The sequence below is a fragment of the Sorangiineae bacterium MSr12523 genome (assembly GCA_037157775.1).
Classification (GTDB): domain Bacteria; phylum Myxococcota_A; class Polyangia; order Polyangiales; family Polyangiaceae; genus Pendulispora; species Pendulispora brunnea.
Window position 1 is genome coordinate 3375113 of sequence record CP089982.1, and the last position, 24384, is coordinate 3399496.

A 24384-nucleotide genomic window follows, 5' to 3' on the forward strand; every position below is an offset into this window, starting at 1 on the left:
GCTCTCCGCCGATGAAATCGACGTGGTCGAAGCGCACGGCACCGGCACCGCCTTGGGCGATCCCATCGAGGCGCAAGCCCTGGCGGCCACCTACGGCGTGGCTCACTCACGGGAGTGGCCTCTTTGGCTGGGAAGCATCAAGTCCAACCTCGGTCATACGCAAGCGGCTGCGGGGGTGGCGGGCATCATCAAGATGGTGCTCTCGATGCACCACGGTCTCCTGCCCAAGACGCTTCACGCCGAAACACCATCGCCCCACGTCGATTGGTCCTCGGGCGCCGTTCGCCTTTTGACGGAATCGACTCCATGGCCCGAGACGGGGCGCCCGCGCCGCGCGGGTGTTTCTTCGTTCGGCATCAGCGGGACCAACGCCCACGTCATCTTGGAGGAAGCTCCGATGGCGGAGCCGGGGGCGTACGTCGAATGGCCACAGGTGCTGCCCTCCACATGGCCCATCCCCCTTTCGGCCCGCAGCAAAATGGGATTGCACGCGCAGGCGGAGCGACTCCGCGCCCATCTCGACGCCCATCCCGAGCTCGAGTTGCTCGACGTAGCCTTCTCCCTCGCGACGACCCGTTCGCATTTCGAACACCGCGCCGTGCTGCATGCGGGGGATCGGTTCGCGCTCGAAAGCGCACTCGAGGCTTTGTCGCGGTCCCCCTCCAATGCGATCCCTCGCGGGGAGGGGCGGAACGCGCTGGCGATTCTTTTCACGGGGCAGGGAAGCCAGCGCGCGGGGATGGGTCGAGAGCTGTACGAGACATTTCCTGCGTACCGTGCGGCGCTGGACGAGGTCTGCGCGGGGCTGGACGCGCATCTCGAGCGGCCGCTGCGCGAGGTGATGTTCGAGGATGGGGAGAGCTTGCACCGGACGGGGTACACGCAGCCGGCGCTGTTTGCGCTGGAGGTGGCGCTGTATCGGCTGGTTCGGAGTTGGGGAGTGAAGCCGGACGCGTTGCTCGGTCACTCGGTGGGCGAGCTGGTGGCGGCACACGTGGCCGGAGTTCTGTCGCTGGCGGATGCGTGTTCCTTGGTGTGTGCGCGGGCGCGGCTGATGGAGGGGCTTGCGCCGGGCGGGGCGATGGTGTCGTTGCAAGCGACGGAGGCGGAGGTACGGGCGCTTCTCGTTGGAAAAGAGACGCGGGTGTCGATTGCGGCGGTCAATGGGCCGCAAGCGACGGTGGTCTCTGGGGACGAGGACGCGGTGGTGGACGTGGCGCGTGCGCTGGAGGCGCAGGGAAGAAAGACGACGCGCCTGGTTGTGAGCCACGCGTTCCACTCGCCGCGGATGGAGGGAATGCTGGAGGCGTTCCGCCGGGTGGCAGAGACGGTGACGTACGGGCGATCGCAGGTGGCGATCGTGTCGAATGAGACGGGCGCGCGCGCGAGGGACGAGGAGCTCGGGAGCGCGGAGTACTGGGTGCGTCACGTGCGGGAGGCGGTTCGATTCGGGGACGGTGTGCGAGCCCTGGAGGCCGCAGGGATGCGAGGGTACCTGGAGCTGGGACCGGACGGAGTTCTGACGGCGCTCGGGCCCCAAAGCGCGACGGAGTCGGGGGCGACGTTCGTGGCGGGCCTTCGGAAGGGTCGCTCGGAGGTGGAGTCGCTGGTCTCGGCGATGGGAGAGCTGCACACGCGCGGCCACGCGGTGGATTGGGCGGCGTTTTTCGCGCCGTTTGGAGCGCGTCGCGTGGATTTGCCGACGTACGCCTTTCAGAGGCAACGCTATTGGCTCGATGCACCGGGCGCGGTGGCGAGCGCGGGTGAGCATGCGCTCTACCGGGTCGAGTGGGTCGCGCATGGAGCGCCGGCTTCCAGCCGGCGGTCCGCCGCCTTCCAGGCGGCTGTCGAATGGGATGCGGCCGGCCAGAGGCCGGCGGACCGCCGGCAGGATGCCGGCGCTCCATCGGTGGTGCCGTCGGTTACGCACCTACGCGGAATGGACTTGCGCGCGTTGCAGACGGCGCTCGACGGAGGGGAAGAGACTCCGCGCATCGTGGTGGCGGAGTGCAAAACGGAAACGGACGCGATCGTCGACGCGGCACACGGCACAACGGGCGCGGTGCTGGCGTTGCTGCAGGCGTGGCTCGGAGACGCGCGGCTCTCGTTGTCGCGGCTCGTGATCGTCACCCATCGGGCCGTGGCCACACAGCCCGAGGAGGATGTGCTCGATCTCGCGGCCGCTCCGCTCTGGGGCCTCGTCCGCTCCGTTCAACACGAGCGCCCCGATGCGTCCTTGACGCTCGTCGACACGGACGAGCACCCGGACTCGGTCCGCGCATTTCCCATGGCGCTCGCCGTCGACGAGCCGCAGCTCGCCTTGCGCGAAGGCCGTTTGAGCATCCCGCGGTTGGCGCGCATCGCCTTCCCGGCGGAAAAAAGTACGCGCCCGAGCGATCCCCAGGGGACCGTGCTCATCACCGGAGCCACGGGCGGCTTGGGGGCGCTCTTTGCCAAGCACCTCGTCGAAAAGCATGGAGCTCGCCACCTTCTTCTGATCTCACGGCAGGGCCCATCCGCACCGGGCGCCGGCGACCTGGTGAACGCGCTCACCGCATCCGGGGCCTCCGTGACGATGGTCGCATGCGACGCCTCCGATCGCGCATCGCTCGAGCGCGTCGTGGCGGCCATCCCCACGGAGCATCCCTTGAGGGCGATCGTCCACGCCGCGGGCGTGCTCGAGGATGGCGTCGTCGATGCGCTGACCGCCGAGGGTCTCTCCCGCGTGCTGCGACCCAAGGTGGACGCTGCATTCCATTTGCACGAGCTCACGCAAGGCCTCGACCTTCGGGCCTTCATCACCTTCTCGTCCTTGGCTGGCATGGTCGGCGCCGCGGGGCAGGCAAATTATGCAGCGGCCAACGCCTTTCTCGACGCGCTTGCGCATCATCGCGCCGCGCGCGGGCAGGCCGCCCTGTCGCTCGCCTTCGGTTCGTGGGGCGGATCCGCGGGCATGGCTTCCCAGCTGGACGATGCCGCCCGCGCGCGGCTGGCGCGCATGGGCATGCGTGCACTCGCCCCCGCCGAGGGACTCGCTCTGTTCGATGCCGCGCTGGGCCTCTCGCTTCCGGTCGTCGCCCCGGCGCATCTCGACATCGCCGCCATGCCCACGCCGCGCAAGGAAAGCGCGCCCGCCGCGCCCCATGCGACGCTTGCAACGCGCCTCGCGCCTCTTTCGGAGGGCGAGCGCGAACGCGTGCTGCTCGAACTCGTTGGCACCGAGGCGGCGTTCGTTCTGGGTATGGCCACGGCGGAGGCCCTCGAGCCGTCCCAGCCCCTTCAGGAGCTCGGCCTCGATTCGCTGATGGCCGTCGAGTTGCGAAATCGACTTGGCGCGGCCACCGGGTTGCGCCTTCCCACCACGTTGCTCTTCGACCATCCGAGCCCGGCGTCGCTCGCGCAGCGCCTGCGCGTGGAACTCTTCGGCGCGCGTGCGGAGGCGCCGGTCGTCGTGTCCGGCCCCAGCGACGAGCCCATTGCCATCGTTGCCATGAGCTGTCGCTATCCCGGCGGCGCCAACACCCCCGAGGACGTCTGGCGTCTGCTGCACGAGGAGGCCGATACCATTTCCGCCTTCCCGGCAGGGCGCGGATGGGACCTCGAGGGCCTCTACGATCCCGATCCCGCGGCGAAGGGCAAAAGCTACGTGCGCGAGGGCGGGTTCCTTCTCGAGGCCGATCGTTTCGACCCGACCTTCTTCGGCATCGGTCCGCGCGAAGCGGTGGCCATCGATCCGCAGCATCGTCTTTTGCTCGAGGTCGCGTGGGAGGCCGTGGAGCGCGCGGGCATGACACCGGCGCAGTTGCACGGAAGCCCCACGGGGGTCTTCGTCGGGATCATCGATCAGGGCTACAGCGCACGCTTGCTCGAGGCCGGGCTCGATCTCGAGGGGTACATCGGAACGGGCGGCACGGCCAGCATCGCGTCCGGGCGCATCGCCTATGCGCTGGGGCTCGAAGGCCCGGCCCTGAGCATCGACACCGCGTGCAGTTCGTCGCTCGTGGCCATTCATCTGGCCTGCCAGGCGTTGCGCCGCGGCGAGTGCTCGCTCGCGCTCGCCGGTGGGGTCACGATCATGACCACGCCGGTCACGTTCATCGAGTTCAGTCGCCAGCGCGCTCTCTCCCACGACGGCCACTGCCGCCCGTTCTCCTCCGCGGCCGATGGCACGGGTTGGAGCGAAGGCGTCGGTATATTGATGCTCGAGCGCGTTTCCGAGGCGAAGCGCCAAGGCCATCCCATTCTTGGTGTCATCCGAGGTTCGGCCGTCAATCAAGACGGCCGGAGCCAAGGGCTGACGGCACCGAATGGTCCATCGCAGCAGCGGGTCATTCGGCAGGCTTTGGCCGACGCGGGGCTTTCGGCCAGCGAGGTCGACGCCGTCGAGGCCCATGGCACCGGTACCACACTCGGGGATCCCATCGAGGCGCAGGCGCTGCTCGCGACCTACGGTGCGGCCCGTACGCCCGAGACGCCGCTTTGGCTGGGGAGCATCAAGTCCAACCTCGGGCATACGCAGGCCGCCGCGGGCGTCGCCGGCGTGATCAAGATGGTGCTGGCCATGCACCATGGGGTGTTGCCCAAGACGTTGCACGCCGGCGAGCCATCGCCGCACGTCGATTGGTCGCCGGGAACGGTGCGGCTTCTTTCCGAGCCGATGGCATGGCCGGCGAAGGGCCGGCCCCGTCGCGCGGGTGTCTCTTCATTTGGCCTGAGTGGCACCAATGCGCACCTCATTCTCGAGGAAGCGCCGGCGCTTCCCCAACCGCAGCGCGGCGATTCGTCCGGGCCAACGCTCGTCGTCGTTTCGGCCAAGAGCGAGGCGGCACTTCGGGCGCAGGCGGAACGGCTTCGCGCGCACGTGGACGCATTGCCGGAGCTTTCGCTCGCGGACATTGCGCATTCGCTGGCCACGGCGCGCACGCATTTCGACCATCGCGCCGCGTGCATCGCCGACGATCGCGCAGGCTTGCTCGATGCCCTGGGAGCGCTCGAACGAGGCGAGGGGGCCCGCCGCCTCGTGACCGGGGCTGGCAAGGTGCGCGGTGGGATCGTGTTCGTCTTCCCCGGGCAAGGCTCGCAGTGGGCGCACATGGCGCGCTCGCTCCTGGTCGAGTCCGACGTCTTTCGCACGAGCCTCGAGGCGTGCGCGCGTGCCTTGTCACCCCACGTCGATTGGTCGCTGCTCGATGTGCTTCGCGACGGAGGTGATCGGCTGGAGCGCGTCGACGTCGTGCAACCGGCTCTCTTCGCCGTCATGGTGTCGCTCGCCGCGCTTTGGCAATCGTTGGGTATTACCCCCGACGCCGTCGTTGGACAGAGCCAGGGGGAGATCGCTGCCGCGTACGTCGCCGGTGCACTGTCGCTCGACGACGCGGCCAAGGTCGTCGCGACGCGCAGCCGCGCGCTGATGAAGATCGCCGGGCGCGGTGGAATGCTCGCCGTCGAGCTCGAGGCCGAGGAGCTTCGACGGCGCCTCGAACCCTTCGGCGGGCGTCTCTCCATTGCCGCCATCAATGCACCGCGATCTGCCCACGTTTCGGGCGAGCCCGAGGCCCTCGATGCGTTGATGCGCGAGCTCGAGGCGGCGAATCTTTTCGCCCGCCGCGTGCGCGTCGACTACGCGGGCCACAGCGCCGACGTGGAAGCGCTGGAGGCCGAGCTCACGCGCGCACTCGCGGACATCGTACCGCAATCCGCCACAATTCCGCTTTACTCCACGGTGCGCCCCGGCCGGCTCGATGGCTCCGAGCTGGACTCCGTTTACTGGTATCAAAACCTCCGCCAGACGGTCCGCCTCGCCGATGCCGTCGGCGGGCTGCTCGAGGAGGGCCATCGCTTCTTCGTCGAGGTGAGCCCGCATCCGGTGCTCACGCTCGCCTTGCGCGACAACGTCGAGGCCGCGGACGTGCCCGCCGCCGTCGTCGGCTCGCTTCGTCGAGACGAAGGGGGGCTCTGGCGCCTGCTCCTCTCCCTCGCCGAGCTTCACACCCACGGCTTGCCCCTCGATTGGGGGCGCGTTCTGCCCGAAGGGCGCACGGTGCCCTTGCCGACGTACGCCTTCCAGCGCGAACGTTACTGGCCCGATGGTCCGGCCTTGCGCGGTGCGCGCGCTCCGGAGAGCACCGATGTGTGGCGCTATCGGATCGTCTGGAATCCAGCCCCGGAGTCTCCCGGGAGCGATTCGCCGGCCGACCTTTCGGGCACGTGGTTGCTGGTGATGGGCGCCGATGCCGCGGAGAGCGACTTCGCACGTGCGCTGACGCACGCGTTCAGCCAGCGCGGTGCGCGCGCGGTCCCATTCCCGTTGACCGAGGCGGACTTATCGCGTCCCCGCATGATCACGCGGCTCTGCAACGCGTTCCGCAACGCCGGTGGTGGCCTGCAGGGCATCGTCTCGCTGGTCGCCGATGGCCAAGGCATGGACGCGGCCCTGCTCGTCTTGGTGCAAGCGGCGGCCGACGCGGAGCTCGAGGCACCTCTTTGGATCGTGACCCGCGGCGCCGTTTCCGTGGACGCTTCCGATCCCGTCGTGGATCCATCGCAGGCCTTCGCGGCGGGCTTCGGGCGCGTCGTGTCCCTCGAAATGCCCAAGGACTGGGGCGGCCACATCGACCTTCCCGCGGTGCCCGACGACGCAGTGATGCAGCACCTGGTCTCCGTGTTGGCCGCGCCCGGCCGCGAGGATCAACTCGCGCTCCGTCGAGCCGAAACGGGCGTGCACCGGTACGTGCGCCGCCTCGTTCGTGCGCCGCTCGAGGGCCGTACCCCGGCTCGCGCATGGAAGCCGCGCGGCACCGTCCTCGTGACGGGAGGTACGGGCGCGTTGGGCGGCCGGGTGGCGCGCTGGCTGGCTCGAAATGGGGCCGAGCACCTCGTGCTGACCAGCCGCCGCGGGCCCCTCGCCGAAGGCGCCGGCGCGCTCCAACGTGAGCTCGAGGGGCTCGGCGTACGGGTCACGCTGGCCGCATGCGACACCGCCGATCGATCGGCACTCGCCGCGCTTCTCGCGGAACTGGAGGCCGCGGGCGATTCCTTGCGCGCCGTCGTGCACGCGGCAGGGATCACGCAGCAAACGTCGCTCGATGCCATGACGCTTCCCGAATTCGAACGGGTCGTGGCCGGCAAAGCGCGGGGGGCCGCGCACCTCGATGCGTTGCTCGGCGAAAAGCCGCTCGACGCGTTCGTCCTCTTTTCATCGATTGCCGCCACGTGGGGAAGCTCGGGGCAAGCTGCCTATTCGGCGGCCAATGCCTACCTCGATGCGTTGGCGCAGCACCGCCGGGCACGCGGCCTGACGGCGACGTCCATCGCGTGGGGTGCTTGGGCCGACGGCGGCATGCTCGAAGCCTCCGCACGCGAGCAGCTCGCGCGCCGCGGGATCACGGCCTTGGCGCCGGAGCTCGCGATCTCCGCGTTGCAACAGGCGCTCGACCATGACGAGACCACCCTCACGGTGGCCAGCGTGGATTGGTCGCGTTTCGCCCCCTCGTTTGCCGCCGCGCGCCCGCGTCCTCTTCTCGACGAGCTGATCGAGGCGCGGAAAGCACCGGGGCCCTCCGCGCACGACGGCGCACTGCTCGCGCAGCTGCGCGATCTCGAACCGCGCCACCGTCTGCGTCACCTCACGGGGTTCGTGCTCTCGGCGACGGCCTCGATTCTCGGGCACCACGATCCCTCGATGCTCGACGCCGATACGGGGTTCGTCGATCTCGGTCTCGATTCGCTGATGTCCGTGAATCTGTACGAGCGACTCGAAGCGGCGAGTGGAACGCCGCTTCCCTCGACCCTCGCCTTCGATCACCCGACGCCCCGTCGAGCTGCCGCCTTCGTTCTCGGGGCCATGGCCCCATCGCTCGGCGCGCAGCCGGCGAGCGCGCTGCCTTCGCCATCTCCGCGCGGCGGCGAGGATGCCATTGCCGTCATCGGCATGGGTCTGCGCCTGCCAGGCGGCGTCGGCGATCTCGATGGGCTGTGGTCTCTGTTGCAGGGGAGCATCGATGCGGTGGGACCCGCGCCCGCCGATCGCGGGCTCGAACTCGAGGAGGTATGCGAAGCGGCCTTTCTCGATCGCGTGGATGCGTTCGATGCGGACTTCTTCGGCATCAGCCCGCGCGAGGCGAGTCACATCGACCCGCAGCATCGGATTTTGCTCGAGACATCGTGGCAGGCGCTCGAGGATGCGGGACTCGTTCCTGCGTCGCTCGAGGATTCGCCGACCGGTGTCTTCGTCGGCATTGGGCCGGGCGAGTACGGTGCAGCACGGGCCGTGGACGCCGAGTCGGACATCTATTCGGTCACGGGTACGCAGCCGTCGTTCGCTGCAGGGCGCTTGGCCTTCACCCTCGGTTTGCAAGGCCCCGCGCTTTCCCTGGATACGGCCTGTTCCTCGTCGCTGGTCGCGCTCCACATGGCATGCCAAGCGCTGCGCCGCGGTGAGTGCCATCTGGCGTTGGCGGCCGGCGCGCAGATCATGTCGAGGGCGGAGGCCTTCGTGCTGCTCGCGCGAAGCCGCGCCATTTCGCCCGGCGGTCGGTCGCGCACGTTTTCCGCGGCGGCTGACGGGTATGGCCGCGGCGAAGGCGTCGTCGTCCTCACGCTGGAACGCCTTGGCGACGCCCGCGCCCATGGCCGAAAGATCTTGGCCATCGTGCGGGGCAGCGCCGTCAACCACGACGGTGCGAGCAGCGGCCTCACCACCCCCAACGGTACGTCGCAGCAGAAAGTGCTGCGGGCCGCACTCGATGACGCAAGGCTTGGCCCCGCCGATGTCGATGTCATCGAGTGCCACGGTACCGGCACGGTGCTCGGCGATCCGATCGAGGTGCACGCGCTGGCTGCCGTCTACGGAGAGGGGCGCACCGACGAACGGCCGCTTTGGTTGGGCGCCGTAAAGACGAACATCGGGCATCTCGAGGCGGCGTCCGGCCTCGCCGGCGTGGCGAAGGTCATTGCCTCGTTGAGGCACCGCGCGCTTCCGGCGACGCTCCACACGAAGCCGCGCAATCCGCACATCGATTGGGAGCGGATGCCGGTCCGCGTCGTCGACGAGCTGCAACCCTGGCCTGCGCCGAAGGGTCGGCCTCGTCGCGCGGCGGTTTCGTCCTTCGGTCTCTCGGGTACCAATGCCCACGTGATCCTCGAGGAGGCGCTCGCCGGCGATACCCCGGCAGAGAATCGCGAAAACGTCTCCTGCCCGCTGCCCATGCTGCTTTCGGCCAAAACCGACGCCGCGTTGCAGGCGCAGGCTGCGCAGCTTCGTGCGTACCTCGAGGCGCATCCTCGGCTCGAAGCTGCCGACGTGGCCTTCTCGCTGGCCATGTCGCGCTCGCAGTTCGAGCGGCGCGCGGTGCTCGTAGCGCGCGAGCGCTCCGAGCTGCTCGATGCGCTGGAGGGGCTGGCCCGCGGGGAGACCTCTCGAAACGTGGCGCTCGGCCACACCAAAGAAGGCGGCAAGCTCGCGCTGCTCTTCACCGGCCAGGGGAGTCAGCATCCCGGAATGGGCCGCGGGCTCTACGAGGCGTTTCCGGTGTTTCGCGAGGCACTCGATGCTGTGTGCGCGCGTTTCGATCGCGACCTGGACACGCCGCTGCGCGAGGTGCTTTTCGAGGCGGACGGAACGCGCATCCATCGAACGGGCTTCGCGCAGCCCGCCTTGTTCGCGCTGGAGGTCGCGTTGTTCCGTCTCGTCGCGTCGTGGGGGGTCGAGCCCGACGTTCTGCTCGGGCACTCCATCGGCGAGCTCGTGGCGGCCCACGTTTCGGGGCTGCTCTCGCTGGACGATGCATGCACGCTGGTGGCCGCCCGTGCATCGCTCATGGAGCGGCTTCCCTCGGAGGGGGCCATGGTCGCCCTTCAGGCCTCCGAGGCGGAAGTCGCACCGCTCCTCGCGGGGCACGAGAACGAGGTTTCCATCGCGGCGATCAACGGCCCGCGCTCCACGGTCGTGTCGGGGCGGGAGGCCGAGGTCCTGGCGATGGCACGGCAGATCGAGGCCCTCGGCCGGAAGACGGCGCGCTTGGCCGTAAGCCACGCGTTCCACTCGCCGTGCATGGACGGGATGCTCGAGTCCTTCGCGCGTGTGGTGCGCGGTCTGTCGTTTCACCCGCCCCGCATTCCCATCGTCTCGAACGTGACGGGAAAGATCGCGACGTTCGAGCAGCTGGCGTCGCCCGATTATTGGGTGGCGCACGTGCGTCAGGCGGTCCGCTTCTTCGACGGCATCCAGAGCCTCGAGGCCGAGGGCGTGCGGCACTTTCTCGAGCTGGGGCCGCACGGAACCCTCTGCGCGATGGGGCGAGAGGCGTCGGTGCCGGGGACGTTCTCGCCGGCCCTTCGCAAAGATCGCTCGAACGAGGAAACATTGCTCCTCGCCCTCGGCGAAGTGCATGCGCTCGGTCACGCCGTCGATTGGGCAGCCTTCTTCGCGCCGCTCGGCGCTCGCCGCGTCGACCTTCCGACGTACCCGTTCCAACGCGAGCGGTATTGGCGTGCCGGTGCTCGCGCCTTCGGTGGCGCCCCCACGGTGTCGGGTGGACGTTACCCCCTGGCCGGAGACCGCTACGATCTGCCCGACGGCTCCGTTCTTCACACGGTCGAGATCGGACCTCGGATCCAGTCCTACCTGGAGAGCCACGTCGTTTACGGGCGCATCGTGGTGCCGGGCGCGTTTTACGTGGCCGTCCTCCTGGCCGTCGGCGAATCGCACTGGCCATCGCAGGCCGTCGAAATCCGCGACGTGCAATTTCTCCGCGCCCGCAGCTTCGAGCGGGCCGAGGAGCGCGCCGTCTTGCACGTGCAGCTCACCGCTCTCCCCGAACAGGGTGCGGGCTGGGCGGCCACCGTTTCTACGCGCATCGATGGCGTGTGGACCGTTCATGCCTCGGCCGTTCTCGCGTGCGTGAGCCCCGGCGCCCCGCAGACGACGGCACCGCGGCCGCCGTTCGATGATGCCGCGCTCGAAGCGTCGGATGCGCGCGCGTCGCTCGACGAGGTTCTGCGCTCGGTGCACATCGAGTGGGGTCCCTCGTGGTGGTGGCTCCGCCGCGCGAGCCAGCCACGGGAGCGCACGGGCCTCGGGCACCTCGAGGCGCCTCCGGGGGTTCCGCCGAACGATGCGCCTCTGCCCCCCGGGTTGATCGACAACGCATTTGCCCTCGTGCGCTGGAGCAAAATGGAACCGGAGCGCGGGCCGTACCCCGAGATTCCGAAGTTGCCGTTCGCCATCGAACGGGTCGTTTGGTACGGACGCCATCACGATGCGCCGGCTTGGGCCGAGCATGTGGTGCGAGAAACGCGGGAAACGCGAGAAGCCGACCGTGACATCTCCGATCTGACCTTCTGGGACGAAGCCGGCACGCCGCTCGGGCACATCGAAGGGTACACGACCCAGAGTGCACCGGCGGACCGCTTCCTCGCCGGCGACGTGACCAAGAACCTGCACGGTGTCGTGTGGGAGCCGAGGCCCTTGGACGCCACCGAGGGCGATCCCGCGCTCCGGATCGAGACGTGCGCCGACTTGGCGGCACTGGGCCAAGACGTGCCCGACGTCGTCGTCGTGCGCTGCGAAAGCGGCGGTCTGCATCCTGCGCGCGCAGCCCACGATGCGACGCAACGTGCGCTTTCGCTCGTCCAAACGTGGCTCGCAAGCACGCGGTTCTCGCACACGAAGCTCGTCTTCGTGACCCACGGGGCCGTGGCCGCAAGGGCAGGGGACGAGATCGTCGATCTCGGCCACGCCGCCCTTTGGGGGCTCGTTCGCACGGCGCAGTCGGAGCACCCCGATCGGTCCATCGCGTTGATCGATCTCGACGCCAGCGAAACGTCGCTTCGCGCGCTTCCGGCGGCCATCGCCAGCGGATTCCCCCAGCTGGCTCTGCGCGACGGTATGGCATCGAGCCCCGAGCTCGGGCGGCCCTCGGGCGGGTCGCCCGGTTCGAGTGCGGCGCGACCCTTCGATCCCGAGGGGACGGTGTTGGTCACGGGCGGTACCGGCGGCCTCGGTGCATTGGTCGCGCGGCACCTCGTGGTCCAACACGGGGTTCGGCATCTTCTCCTTCTCTCGCGGCAGGGACCAAATGCTGCGGGGGCCGATGCCTCGACCCGCGAGCTCGGCGAACTCGGTGCTCACGTTCGCGTGTGCGCCTGCGACGTTTCCGACCTGGATGCCCTTCGCGCCGTCGTGGCGTCCATTGCGCCTGCACATCGCCTCACCGGCGTCGTTCATGCGGCGGGCGTGCTCGACGACGGCGTGCTCGGTTCGCTCTCGTCCGACCGAATCGCGCACGTGCTCCGCCCCAAGGTGGATGGCGCCATGAATCTGCACGAGCTCACACGGGAGCTCGACCTCGCCGCATTCGTGCTCTTCTCGTCGCTCTCGGGCGTCGTCGGCGCGCCGGGTCAGGGCAATTACGCGGCGGCCAACGCGTTCCTCGATGCCCTTGCGCACCATCGTCAATCGCTCGGGCTGCACGCCGTCTCGCTGGCCTTCGGCCCGTGGGCCGAAGGAAACGGCATGGCGGCGCGCCGGGGTGGCTCGGATCTGGCGCGGATGAACCGTGCCGGCGTCGCCGTACTTTCGCGCGAAGATGGACTGGCCCTTTTCGACGCGGCCCTCGCGCGATCCGAGGCGTTGCTCGTTCCCGCGCGCTTGCAGCGTGCTCCGGTGCGCCAGCCCGTCGGGCGTCACGTGGAGGCGCTTTCATTGCTCAAGCAACGACTCGCGCCGCTGTCCGAAGCCGAGCGAGGCCGAGTGCTGCTCGATCTCGTGCACCGCGAGGTGGCGACCGTCTTCGGTCTCACCACGCCCAAGAGCGTCGAGCCTCATCGGCCCCTCCAGGAGCTCGGGCTCGATTCGCTGTTGGCCATCGAGCTCACCAACCGCCTCGCCGCGGCGAGCGGCGTGCGCCTGCCTGCGACCTTGGTCTTCGATCATCCGACCCCCGCGGCGCTGGTGGCTCGGCTGAAGGAGGAGACGGCGCCCGATGCGAGCGAGCCCTCTGCGCCGGCGTTCACGGAGCTCGATAGGCTCGAGGCCGCACTCTCGACCGCGCCGCCCGATGAAGCGACGCGCGCGAGCCTCGCCGCACGCCTGCGTTCCCTGTTGTCCAAGTGGGGGGCGGCTGCGGGCACTGCGGATGTCGAACACGTTCGCACCGCCACCAACGAAGAGCTTTTCGATTTGATCGACCAAGAAGTCGCCGACATGGAGCTTGGCCAGTGACCGAAGAAGAGAAATTGCGCGCGTACCTAGAGAAGGCAACGTCCGCCCTGCGTCAGACGCGGGAGCGGCTGCGCGACATCGAGGAAAAAGCCCACGAGCCCATCGCCATCGTGTCCATGAGCTGTCGCTTTCCCGGCGGCGTACGCTCCCCCGAGGATCTCTGGCGCCTGCTTCAGGACGGCGTCGATGCGGTGTCGGCGTTTCCCGGCGAACGCGGTTGGGAAGATCTGTACGATCCCGATCCGGAGGCCAAGGGAAAGAGTTACGTGCGCGAGGGCGGCTTCCTCTACGATGCGCACCATTTCGATCCGAGCTTCTTCGGCATCAGTCATCGCGATGCCCTGACCATCGACCCGCAGCAGCGCATGCTCCTCGAGGCGTCGTGGGAAGCCTTCGAGCGCGCAGGCATCGATCCGGCGTCGAGCCATGGCCGCGACGCCAACGCGATCGGCGTGTTCGTTGGCATCATGTACAACGACTACGGCGCGCGCTTGCTCCACGCGCCCGAGGCCTTCGAGGGAAATGTGGCCATCGGCAGCGGCGCCAGCATCGCGTCGGGTCGCATCGCCTACACGTTCGGCCTCGACGGTCCCGCGGTCACCGTGGATACGGCCTGCAGCTCGTCGTTGGTGGCGATCCATCTCGCCTGCCAATCGCTGCGAAAGAACGAGTGCTCGCTGGTGTTGGCGGGCGGCGCCACCGTCATGGCCACACCGACGGCGTTCATCGAATTCAGCCGCCAGCGAGGGCTTTCCCCGGATGGACGCTGCAAGGCCTTTTCCGACAGCGCAGACGGTGTCGGTTGGGGGGAAGGCGTCGGCTTGCTGCTGCTCGAGCGCCTCTCGGATGCGCGACGCCACGGCCACCCGGTGCTGGCGGTGATCCGCGGCTCCGCGGTGAACCAGGACGGCCGAAGCCAAGGGCTCACCGCGCCCAACGGCCCCGCCCAACAGCGCGTCATTCGCCAGGCTCTCGCCCATGCCCAGCTCACCCCTGCGGACGTGGATGCCGTGGAGGCACACGGCACGGGCACCACCCTTGGGGATCCCATCGAGGCGCAGGCGCTTCTGGCCACGTACGGAAAGGGGCGCGCGCAGGAGCAGCCTCTCTGGCTGGGCACCATCAAGTCCAACCTGGGGCACACCCAGGCCGCGGCGGGCGTTGCGGGCATCATCAAGATGGTGCTGGCCATGCACCATGGCGTGCTACCCAAGACGCTGCACGCCGAGGTGCCATCGCGTCGTGTGGATTGGACCGCCGGTACGATCCGCCTTTTGACGGAGCCGACGCCATGGAACGAGCGAGGCCGTCCCCGTCGCGCGGCCGTCTCGTCGTTCGGCATCAGTGGGACCAATGCGCACGTCGTGCTCGAAGAGGCACCGCGCCGCGCCGAGGTCGCGCGGGCCGAGCTCACGGCGCGGGCATGGCCGATTCTGCTCTCGGCCAAATCGGAATCGGCGCTGCGCGCGCAAGCGGCGCGGCTGCGTGAGCATCTCGCCCCCCAGCCCGAATGGGCACTTGGGGACGTGGCCTTTTCCCTGGCGACCACGCGCACGCACTTCGAAGAGCGCGCCGCCGTCACCGCGCGAGAACGCACGGAGCTGCTCGAGGCACTCGGCGCCTGGGCCGAGGGGCGGTCGACCGCCGTGGTCGGTCATGCGAAGTCGCGGGGCAAGCTTGCCCTGCTTTTCACGGGGCAGGGCAGCCAGCGCGCGGGCATGGGGCGCGAGCTGTACGCGACGTATCCGGTCTTTCGCGAGGCCCTGGACGCCGTTTGTGCAGGCTTCGATCCGCACTTGGATCGGCCTCTGCGCACGGTGCTTTTCGCGCCCGAGGACTCGGACGATGCGGCGCGGCTCGATGAAACGTACTTCACGCAGCCGGCACTTTTCGCGCTGGAGGTGGCGCTGTTTCGGCTCGTCGTGTCGTGGGGGCTCGAGCCGGATTTCCTGATGGGGCATTCCATCGGCGAGTTGGTCTGTGCCCACGTTGCCGACGTGCTCTCCCTCGAGGATGCGTGCACCTTGGTGGCAGCGCGTGCGCGGCTGATGCAAGAGTTACCGCCGGGCGGCACCATGATGGCGATTCGCGCCTCGGAGGACGAAGTCCTGCCGCTGCTCGATGCGCATGGGAAGCGCGCCTCGATCGCGGCCATCAATGGTCCCGAGGCGATCGTCGTCTCCGGGGACGAGGATGCCGTTGCGGCCATCGCCGCGCACTTCGAAGCGCGCGGACGCAAGACCACGCGGCTGTCCGTTCACCACGCGTTTCATTCGCACCGCATGGACGCGATGCTCGAGGCCTTCGCCACCGTTGCACGGAATCTGTCGTACGGTCCGCCGCGCATTCCCATCGTGTCCAATGTGACGGGCGTGATCGCGTCGGCGCAGGAGCTGGGCTCGCCCGAATACTGGGTGCGGCACGTGCGCCAGGCGGTTCGATTCTCCGACGGGGTGCGAACCTTGGAATCGGAGGGCGTGGACGCTTATCTCGAGCTCGGGCCCCACGGTGTGCTGTGCGCCCTGGCGGAGCAGGCCCTTTCGAAGGCGACGAGCGCGGTCTTCGCGCCCGCCATGCGCAAGGACCGCTCCGAGGCGGAGGCCATTGCGGCCGCGGCCTCCGCGTTGCACGTTTGCGGGCACGCGCTCGACTGGAAGGGCTTCTTCGCACCGTTCGATGTCCGGAGTGTGCCGCTTCCCACGTACGCCTTCCAACGCGAAAGCTTTTGGCTCGAAGCGCCCTCGGTCGTCCGGGGCGTGCCTTCCAGTGATGCCGAACGCTGGTGCTACCGCACCGTGTGGAAGCCTCTTGCCCCGCCGCCTTCCACGACGCTCTCCGGGACCTGGTGGCTCGTCGCGCCCCCCGGCGACGCGACTGCGGATGCACTCGAAGGTGCGCTCACGGCGCACGGCGCCGGTGTCGTGCGCATCGCATGGATCGATGGGCCCGAGCTGGTCGTGCGGCTGCGCGAGGCCTCCGCGGAGGCCCCGAGCGGCATCGCATCGCTGCTCGGCGATGCGGCGTCGCTGGCGCTGGTGCAGGCATTGGGTGAGGCGCAGGTCGAACGGCCGCTGTGGCTTTTGACCCGCGGAGCGGTTTGCGTCGGCCCCACCGATGCGATGGAGCACCCGGAGCAGGCGCTCGCGTGGGGGCTGGGGCGGAGCGTTGCGCTGGAGCATCCGGAGCGCTGGGGCGGCCTCATCGATCTGCCGCCCGCGTTGGATGCGAGGACGATGGACTGGCTCGTTGCCGCGCTGGCGGGGCTGGGCCGCGAAACTCGGGAAGACCAGCTCGCCGTTCGTCCGTCGGGCCTCTTCGCGTGCCGATTCGTGCGGGCGCCGCTCGGAAAGCCCGCGCGCGCCTGGAAGCCGCGTGGCACGGCGCTCGTGACGGGCGGCACGGGGGCGCTGGGGGCACACGTCGCACGATGGCTCGTGAACGAAGGGGCGGAGCACATCGTGCTGACCAGCCGCCGCGGTCTGCTTGCACCGGGTGCATCCGAGCTCGAACGCGAGCTCCACGCCACGGGCGCGCGGATCACCATCGCCGCGTGCGACGCGTCCGATCGCCGCGCCCTTGCCGCGCTTCTTGCGTCGCTCGAGGCGCAGGGCGATGCCCCGAGCATCGTGGTGCATGCGGCCGGCGTGACGCAGCAAACGAAGCTCGAGGCCATGTCCCCCGCCGAGTTCGCCGAGGTGACCGCGGCCAAGGTGCAAGGGGCCCGCAACCTCGACGAGCTGCTCGGAAATCGCGCCCTCGACGCGTTCGTCCTTTTCGCCTCGCTCTCGGGCGTGCTGGGCGGCATGCACCAAGCCGCGTATGCGGCGGCCAATGCCTACTTGGACGCGCTGGCTGCGCAGCGCCGGGCGCGAGGGCATCGGGCAACCTCGATCGCGTGGGGAGCGTGGGGCGGCGGCGGAATGGCCGATGGCAACCTCGAGCCCGTGCTTCGCCGGCGCGGTCTGCTCCCGATGGATCCGGAGGCGGCCATCGCCGTCTTGCATCAGACCATCGCGCGCGATGAAACGGCGCTCACGGTGGCCGATGTCGATTGGGACCGCCTCGCACCTTTGTATGCATCGCCGCGTGCGCGCGCCATCCTGAGCGATCTTCCCGAAGCGCGTCGTGCCGTTGTAGCCCGGCCTCCGGCGCGCGCAGAGGGGCCGCTCCCGGATCCGTCGCAGCTCTTGGACCTCGTGCTCGCCGAGACGGCGGCCGTCCTGCATCACCCGGATCCTTCCCAGCTTCGCCCTGACACGGGCTTCCTCGATCTGGGGCTCGACTCGCTCACCGCCGTCGAGCTGCGCAAACGGCTCGCGCACCTGACCGGCGTGAACCTGCCGGCGACGCTTGCCTTCGACCATCCGACGCCCCGCCGCGTGGCCATCTTTCTGCGCGAGGCGCTCGCCCCGACTGCTGCGCCGCCCCTCGAAGCACCGATGCGGCGTGCCGGTGACGACGTCGAACCCATCGCCATCGTCGGAATGGGGCTGCGTCTTCCTGGAGGTGTCGTCGATTTGGGCGGGCTCTGGAGCCTGCTCGAGCAGGGCACCGATGCCGTGGTCCCCATGCCCGAGGATCGCTTTCGGCCTCACGAGTTCTACGATCCGGATCCCGACGCCAAGGGCAAAAGCTACGTCCGCGATGGCGCCTTCCTCGATGGGGTCGATGGGTTCGATGCCGCGTTCTTCAGCATCAGCCCGCGCGAGGCGACGTACATGGACCCGCAGCACCGTTTGCTGCTGGAGACCGCATGGCAGTCCCTCGAAGACGCGGGCATCGTTCCCGCTTCGCTACGGGACTCCACAACGGGGGTGTTCGTCGGGATTGGACCGAGCGACTACGAGTTGCTCCAAAGCGCCGCGCACGAAGACGCGGCTTACGCCGTTTTGGGCACGCACACGTCGTTTGCCGCGGGCCGGTTGGCCTTCACCTTGGGCCTGCAAGGGCCCGCCCTTTCGTTGGACACGGCGTGTTCGTCCTCGCTCGTGGCCCTTCATTTGGCCTGCCGCGCCTTGCAGCGCGGCGAGTGCGATCTCGCGCTCGCGGCCGGCGTGCAGATCATGAGCGCGCCCGAAGGCTTCGTGCTGTTGTCGCGCATCCGGGCCCTGGCTCCGGATGGTCGTTCCAAGACGTTCTCCGCGAAGGCCGACGGCTACGGCCGCGGGGAGGGCGTGGTCGTGGTCACCCTCGAGCGGCTTCGCGATGCGCACGCGCACGGGCGGAATGTCCTTGCCGTCGTCCGGGGAAGTGCCGTCAACCACGACGGCGAAAGCAGCAGCATCACGGCGCCCAACGGCACGGCCCAGCAGAAGGTGCTGCGCGCGGCCCTGGGCGATGCACGTCTCGACCCGGCCGACGTCGACTTCGTCGAATGCCACGGCACCGGCACGGAGTTGGGCGATCCCATCGAGGTGCAGGCCCTGGCTGCGGTGTACGGCCAAGCGCGCGATGGCGAGCGGCCGCTTTGGCTTGGAGCCATCAAGTCGAACATCGGCCACCTGGAATCGGCGGCGGGCCTCGCGGGCGTGGCCAAGGTCGTGGCGGCCCTGCAGCACCAGGCCCTCCCTGCATCGCTGCACGCGGGGGAGCGCAATCCGCACATCGATTGGGACGCGTTGCCGGTTCGGGTCACCGATGCCCTGCGTCCGTGGGAACGCCGGCAGGAGGGAGCGCTTCGGCGTGCGGGCGTCTCGTCGTTCGGCATCAGCGGGACGAATGCCCACGTGCTGATCGAGGAGGCGCCCGCGACGGCTCCGCATTCCGGCCCTTCGCAGGAGGGGAATCTCGCGTTCGTGGTGTCGGGGAGGACGGATGCGGCGCTGCGCGCTCAGCTCGAGCGATTGCGGGCGTACATCGCATCGTCTCCAGACCTGCGGCTCGCGGACGTGGCCTTTTCGCTCGCGACGGCGCGGACGCATTTCGAGCGGCGGGCGGTCGTGGTGGCTTCCGAGCGCGCGGCGTTGATGGATGGCCTGGGCGCACTTGCCGAAGGGCGGAGTTCGTCCCGGGCGGTGCTCGCTTCCGTCGATACGGTGCGCGGCAAGGTGGCCTTCGTCTTTCCGGGGCAAGGCTCGCAATGGATCGGCATGGCGCTTCCTCTTTGGGAAACGTCGCCGGTGTTTCGCGATCAGCTCGAGGCTTGCGAACGCGCCTTTGCGCCCTACGTCGATTGGTCCCTACGCGCCGTGCTTCGTGGCGAGGGCGGAGATGCTTCGCTGGATCGCGTCGACGTCGTGCAGCCGGTGCTCTTCGCCGTGATGGTCTCGTTGGCCGCGGTGTGGCGTTCGATGGGCATCGAACCGGACGCGGTGATCGGTCATAGCCAAGGAGAGATTGCCGCCGCGTACGTGGCCGGCGCGCTCTCGCTCGAGGACGCGGCCAAGGTGGTCACGTTGCGCAGCCGCGCTCTGATCCAGCTCGCGGGCCAAGGGGCCATGGCCGCCGTGGACCTCGGGGCGGATGCTCTCGGGCCGCACCTGGCTCGCTTCGGCGAACGGCTTTCCATCGCGGCGATCAACAGCCCGCACACGGCGGTCGTCTCCGGCGAGCCCGAGGCGGTCGACGCCTTGCTGGCCGAGTTGGAGGCTGCCGGTACCTTCGCGCGAAAGGTGCGGGTGGACTACGCCTCGCACAGTGCGCAGATTGCACCCCTCGAGGGCGCGCTCTTGCAGGCGCTTTCGGGGCTCGCACCCCGCACCCCATCGCTGCCGCTTTACTCGACCGTGACCGGAAAGCGGCTCGACGAAGGCGAGCTCGATGCCGCGTACTGGGTTCGCAACCTCCGTCGAACGGTTCGCTTCGGAGATGCTACGGCGAGCCTTCTCGGCGATGGATACCGCCTCTTCGTGGAAGTCAGCCCGCACCCGGTGCTCACGCCGGCGTTGCAGGACGCATTCGAAAGCGCGAACGTCTCGGCGGCGGCCGTCGGCACGCTCCGCCGCGACGACGGGGATCTTGGGCGCATTCTGGCATCGCTTGGCGAGCTTCACGTCCTCGGGCATCCGGTCGACTGGAGCGCCGTCTTCGCTCCGGACTCGGCCCAGCGTGTCGCCCTCCCGACCTACGCCTTTCAGCGTGAACGGTACTGGATCGACGTGCCCCGCGCCCTCGCGCCCTCTCAGGACCCCCTGCTGCGCGTCGACTGGACCGAGCTGCCCTCGACCGATCTGCCGCTCGCCGCCGCGTTCCAGGCGCCTGCCCTCCGGATCGAGCATCACGACGATCTCTCGGCTCTGCTCGCGAACCTCGACCAGGGTGCGCCGGTGCCCGAATTAGCATTGCTTCACTGTCCGGCGACGGGCGCGACGGTCGAGGCGGCCGACCTCATCTCGGCTGCGCATCGAGCCACCCAAGGCGCGCTTTCGCTATTGCAACGCTGGCTCGCCGACGAGCGCCTCGCTTCCTGCACGCTCGTTGTCCTCACCCAGCGGGCGATCGCTACCCGGGTCGAGGAAGACGTAACCGATCTTGCCCACGCTCCGCTCTGGGGCCTGGTGCGCTCGGCCCAGTTGGAGCATCCCGACCGCACCCTTCGGATCATCGACCTCGACGACACCGAGGCCTCCCAACGCGCTCTGCCCCGCGCGCTCGCCTCCGCCGAGTCCCAGCTCGCTCTGCGCGACGGACGGATCCGCGCCCCGAAGCTCGCGTACGTGGCGTCCCCCGCGCAGCTACCTCCGCTGGCGTTGCGCCCGGAAGGCACGGTGCTCATCACGGGCGGCACGGGCATGCTCGGCGCCCTGGTCGCGCGACATCTGGTGCAGAAGCACGGCGTCAGGCACCTCCTTCTCTCCTCACGACAAGGGGCCGCGGCGCCCGCAGCCGAAGCCCTGAAACAGGAGCTCGAGGCCTCCGGCGCACGCGTCACACTCGCCGCCTGCGACGCCGCCGACCGGAACGCAGTCGAAGCCCTGTTGGCCTCCGTCGCGCCCGAGCATCCGCTGACAGCCGTCCTCCACGCGGCGGGCACGCTCGATGATGGCTTGCTTGGCTCGCTCACCCCGGCGCGCCTGCAGGCCGTATTGCGCACCAAGGTCGACGCCGCCGTCCATTTGCACGAGCTGTCGCAGAATCTCGACCTCTCGGCCTTCGTGCTCTTCTCCTCGCTCACCGGCGTCCTCGGTAGCCCGGGCCAAGCCAACTACGCGGCGGCCAATGCCTTCCTCGATGCGATCGCGCACCATCGCCGCTCGCGAGGTCTGAGCGCGCTCGCGCTCGACTGGGGGTACTGGGCAGAGAAGTCGAGCATGACGGCCCACTTGACCGCGGCCGACCTGCGGCGCATGGCCCGTGGCGGCGTACGCCCCCTGTCCAACGAGGAGGGGCTCGCCCTCTTCGATGCGGCCCTGCAACGCAATGACACCCTGGTCGCGGCAGGCTTCGATGCGGCTGCCCTTCAGGCGCAGGCCGAGACGATTCCCCCTTTGCTCCAAGGACTCGTCCGTGCCCAAGCGCCGCGCGCCCTCGCAAGCAACGCGCAGAGTGGGGCCTCGCTCGAACAGCGCCTCCTCTTACTGCCCCCCGAAGATCGAGAGCGCACGCTGCTCGACCTCGTCCGTACCGAGGTCGCCGCCGTGCTGGGCCTCTCTTCCGATGTCCTCGAGCCCCATCGCCCTCTTCGAGAACTCGGGCTCGACTCCCTGATGGCCGTGGAGTTGCGCACCCGCCTTGGCAAGCTGACCGGCACACGCATCCCCGTCGGGACCTTTTTTGCGCAGACCAGCGTGCGTGCGCTGGCCGAGTTGCTCGGCGAATCGGTGCCCGGCGACCATGGCGAGGCCACGCAGCTGCCCACCTTGGTGCTGGAGCCGGGCGCGCGCCACGAGCCCTTCGCCCTCACCCCGATTCAGCGTGCCTATTGGCTCGGTCGTGGCTCGCTTTTCGCGCTGGGCGGCGTCGCCACCCATTTTTACATCGAGCTCGATTTCACCGGTCTGGACCTGGGGCGACTCGAGTCCGCGATGGATCGCTTGATCGCGCGCCACGATATGCTGCGCGCGATCGTTCATCGCGACGGCCTGCAGCAAGTCCTGACCGACGTGCCGCCGATGGCCATCGAGGTGCTCGACGTTCGCGAGCTCGCCCCGGCGGAGGCCGAAGCCCGCGCGATCGAGGTGCGGGCCGCGATGTCGCATCGCGTTCTGCCGACGGACACGTGGCCGCTCTTCGAGGTGCAGGCAACCCGATTGCCGGAAGGCGTGGTCCGCTTGCACGTGGGCGTCGATCTTTTGATCGCCGACGTGAAGAGCTTCATGATCATCGTGCGCGAGCTCGCACGGTACTATGCGGATCTCGATACCCAGCTGCCGGCCCTCGAACTGCGCTTTCGCGATTACGCGCGATGGCAAGAAAGCCTCGCAGGCACCCCGGCGCTCGAGCGCGATCTCGCGTACTGGCGCACGCGCGCCGAAAAGTTGCCGCCCGGCCCCGAATTGCCGCTCGCGGTCACGCCCGAGAGCATCGGCGTTCCTCGCTTCCAGCACTACGCGGCGGAGCTCGATGACGGGACGTGGGGCGCGCTCAAGGCGCGGGCGCAAGCGCGCGGGCTCACACCGTCGGGCGTGCTCATGGCGGCCTTCGCCGAGGTGCTCGGAACGTGGAGCCGCCGTCCGCACTTCACGCTCAATCTGACCCTGTTCAATCGCCTTCCGGTCCATCCCGACGTCGATCGCCTCGTCGGGGACTTCACCTCCGTCATTCTGGTCGAAATCGATCCGGCGGACGCTCCGAGTTTCGAAGCGCGCGCGCAGCGCTACCAGCGGCAACTGGGCGAGGATCTCGATCACCATCTCGTCGGTGGCCTCGATGTGACGCGGGAGATTGCCCGTGCTCGCGGCGGGTTTGCGAGCTTTCCCGTGGTGTTCACCAGCTCCATCGGCGTGGGCGATCTGACGGCGGACATTCCCCCGGGAGGCGCGCGCCTCCTCGGAACGCCGTACGGAATTTCGCAGACGCCGCAAGTGTGGCTCGATCACCAGGTTGTCGAGATTGCCGGCCGGCTCGCCTATTCGTGGGACGTCGTCGAGGGGTTGTTCCCTGCCGGGATGATCGAGGCCATGTTCGAGGCGTACGCCAGGCTTCTCGTCCGGCTCGCCGCCTCGGACGAGGAGTGGGCAAAGCCCGATGCGATCCTGACGCCGCCCGAGCACCTCGCGCGCCGTGCGGCGGTCAATGCCACGGCGGGGCCGCTTCCCACGCAGCTTCTGCACGAGCGCGTCGAACTCCAGGCCTCGCGCACGCCCGATGCCATCGCGGTGGTGGATGCTCGGCGGCGGCTTCGCTACGGTGAGCTCGTTCGCGAGGCGCGCCGGATTGCGCGGCGCTTGCGTGCGGACGGCATCGCGCCGGGCGAGTTGGTCGCCGTCTCGATGCCCAAGGGCTGGCCGCAGATCGTGGGCGTCCTGGCCGTGCTCATGGCCGGCGGGGCGTACGTGCCCATCGATCCCGAGCTCCCCGAGATGCGCCGGCAAGCGCTGCTCGCGCACTGCCACGTGCAGCACGTGCTGACGGAGGCGGACGTCCTGGGCGCATCGCTCGAGGAGGGCGACGAAGGTCCGCTCGAGCCGGTGCAGGCCTTGACCGATCTGGCCTACGTCATCTTTACCTCGGGCTCGACCGGGCAGCCAAAGGGCGTGGCCATCGAGCACGGGGCCGCCGTCAACACCTTGCTCGATCTCGAGGAGCGTTTTGCAATCGGGCCCGACGATCGGGTGCTCGGCATTTCCTCGTTGTCGTTCGATTTGTCGGTTTGGGACGTCTTCGGCGTGCTCGGTGCTGGCGGTACGTTGGTTCTTCCGGAGCCAGGCGCCGTGCGCAATCCCGCACGCGTGGCCGAGTGGCTGCGCAACGAGGGGATCACCATCTGGAACTCGGTTCCCGCGCTGCTGCAGATGCTCGTCGACTATGCGGGCGGCCGTCCCGATGTTTTGCCCAGTTCCCTGCGCTTGGCGCTGCTTTCGGGCGACTGGATCCCCGTCACCTTGCCGGATCGCGCGCGTGCGCTCGTTCCTGCGTGGCGCATCGTGAGCTTGGGCGGGGCGACCGAAGCGTCGATCTGGTCCATCCTGCATCCGATCGACCAAGTCGATCCGCGGTGGACGTCCATTCCTTACGGCCGCCCGATGCGCAACCAGTCGTTCCACGTGCTGGACACTCGGCTG

At 69.0% G+C, this 24384-nt stretch carries 2 protein-coding genes (both only partly in view); both read left to right on the plus strand.

What is annotated here, in order from left to right; translation table 11 throughout:
- On the plus strand, positions 1 to 13222 hold the 3' portion of the coding sequence (locus LZC95_13730; GenBank protein ID WXA97889.1) for an SDR family NAD(P)-dependent oxidoreductase. The gene continues 5333 nt to the left of window position 1, outside the view; the window shows 13222 of its 18555 coding nt (coding positions 5334–18555); the start codon falls outside the window, past its left edge; its stop codon occupies positions 13220 to 13222.
- On the plus strand, positions 13219 to 24384 hold the 5' portion of the coding sequence (locus LZC95_13735) for an amino acid adenylation domain-containing protein (GenBank protein ID WXA97890.1). 7932 nt of this gene lie beyond the right edge of the window; only the first 11166 of its 19098 coding nucleotides appear in the window; it begins with the start codon at positions 13219 to 13221; its stop codon lies off the right edge, out of view. Before LZC95_13730 ends, LZC95_13735 begins: the two co-directional genes overlap by 4 nt.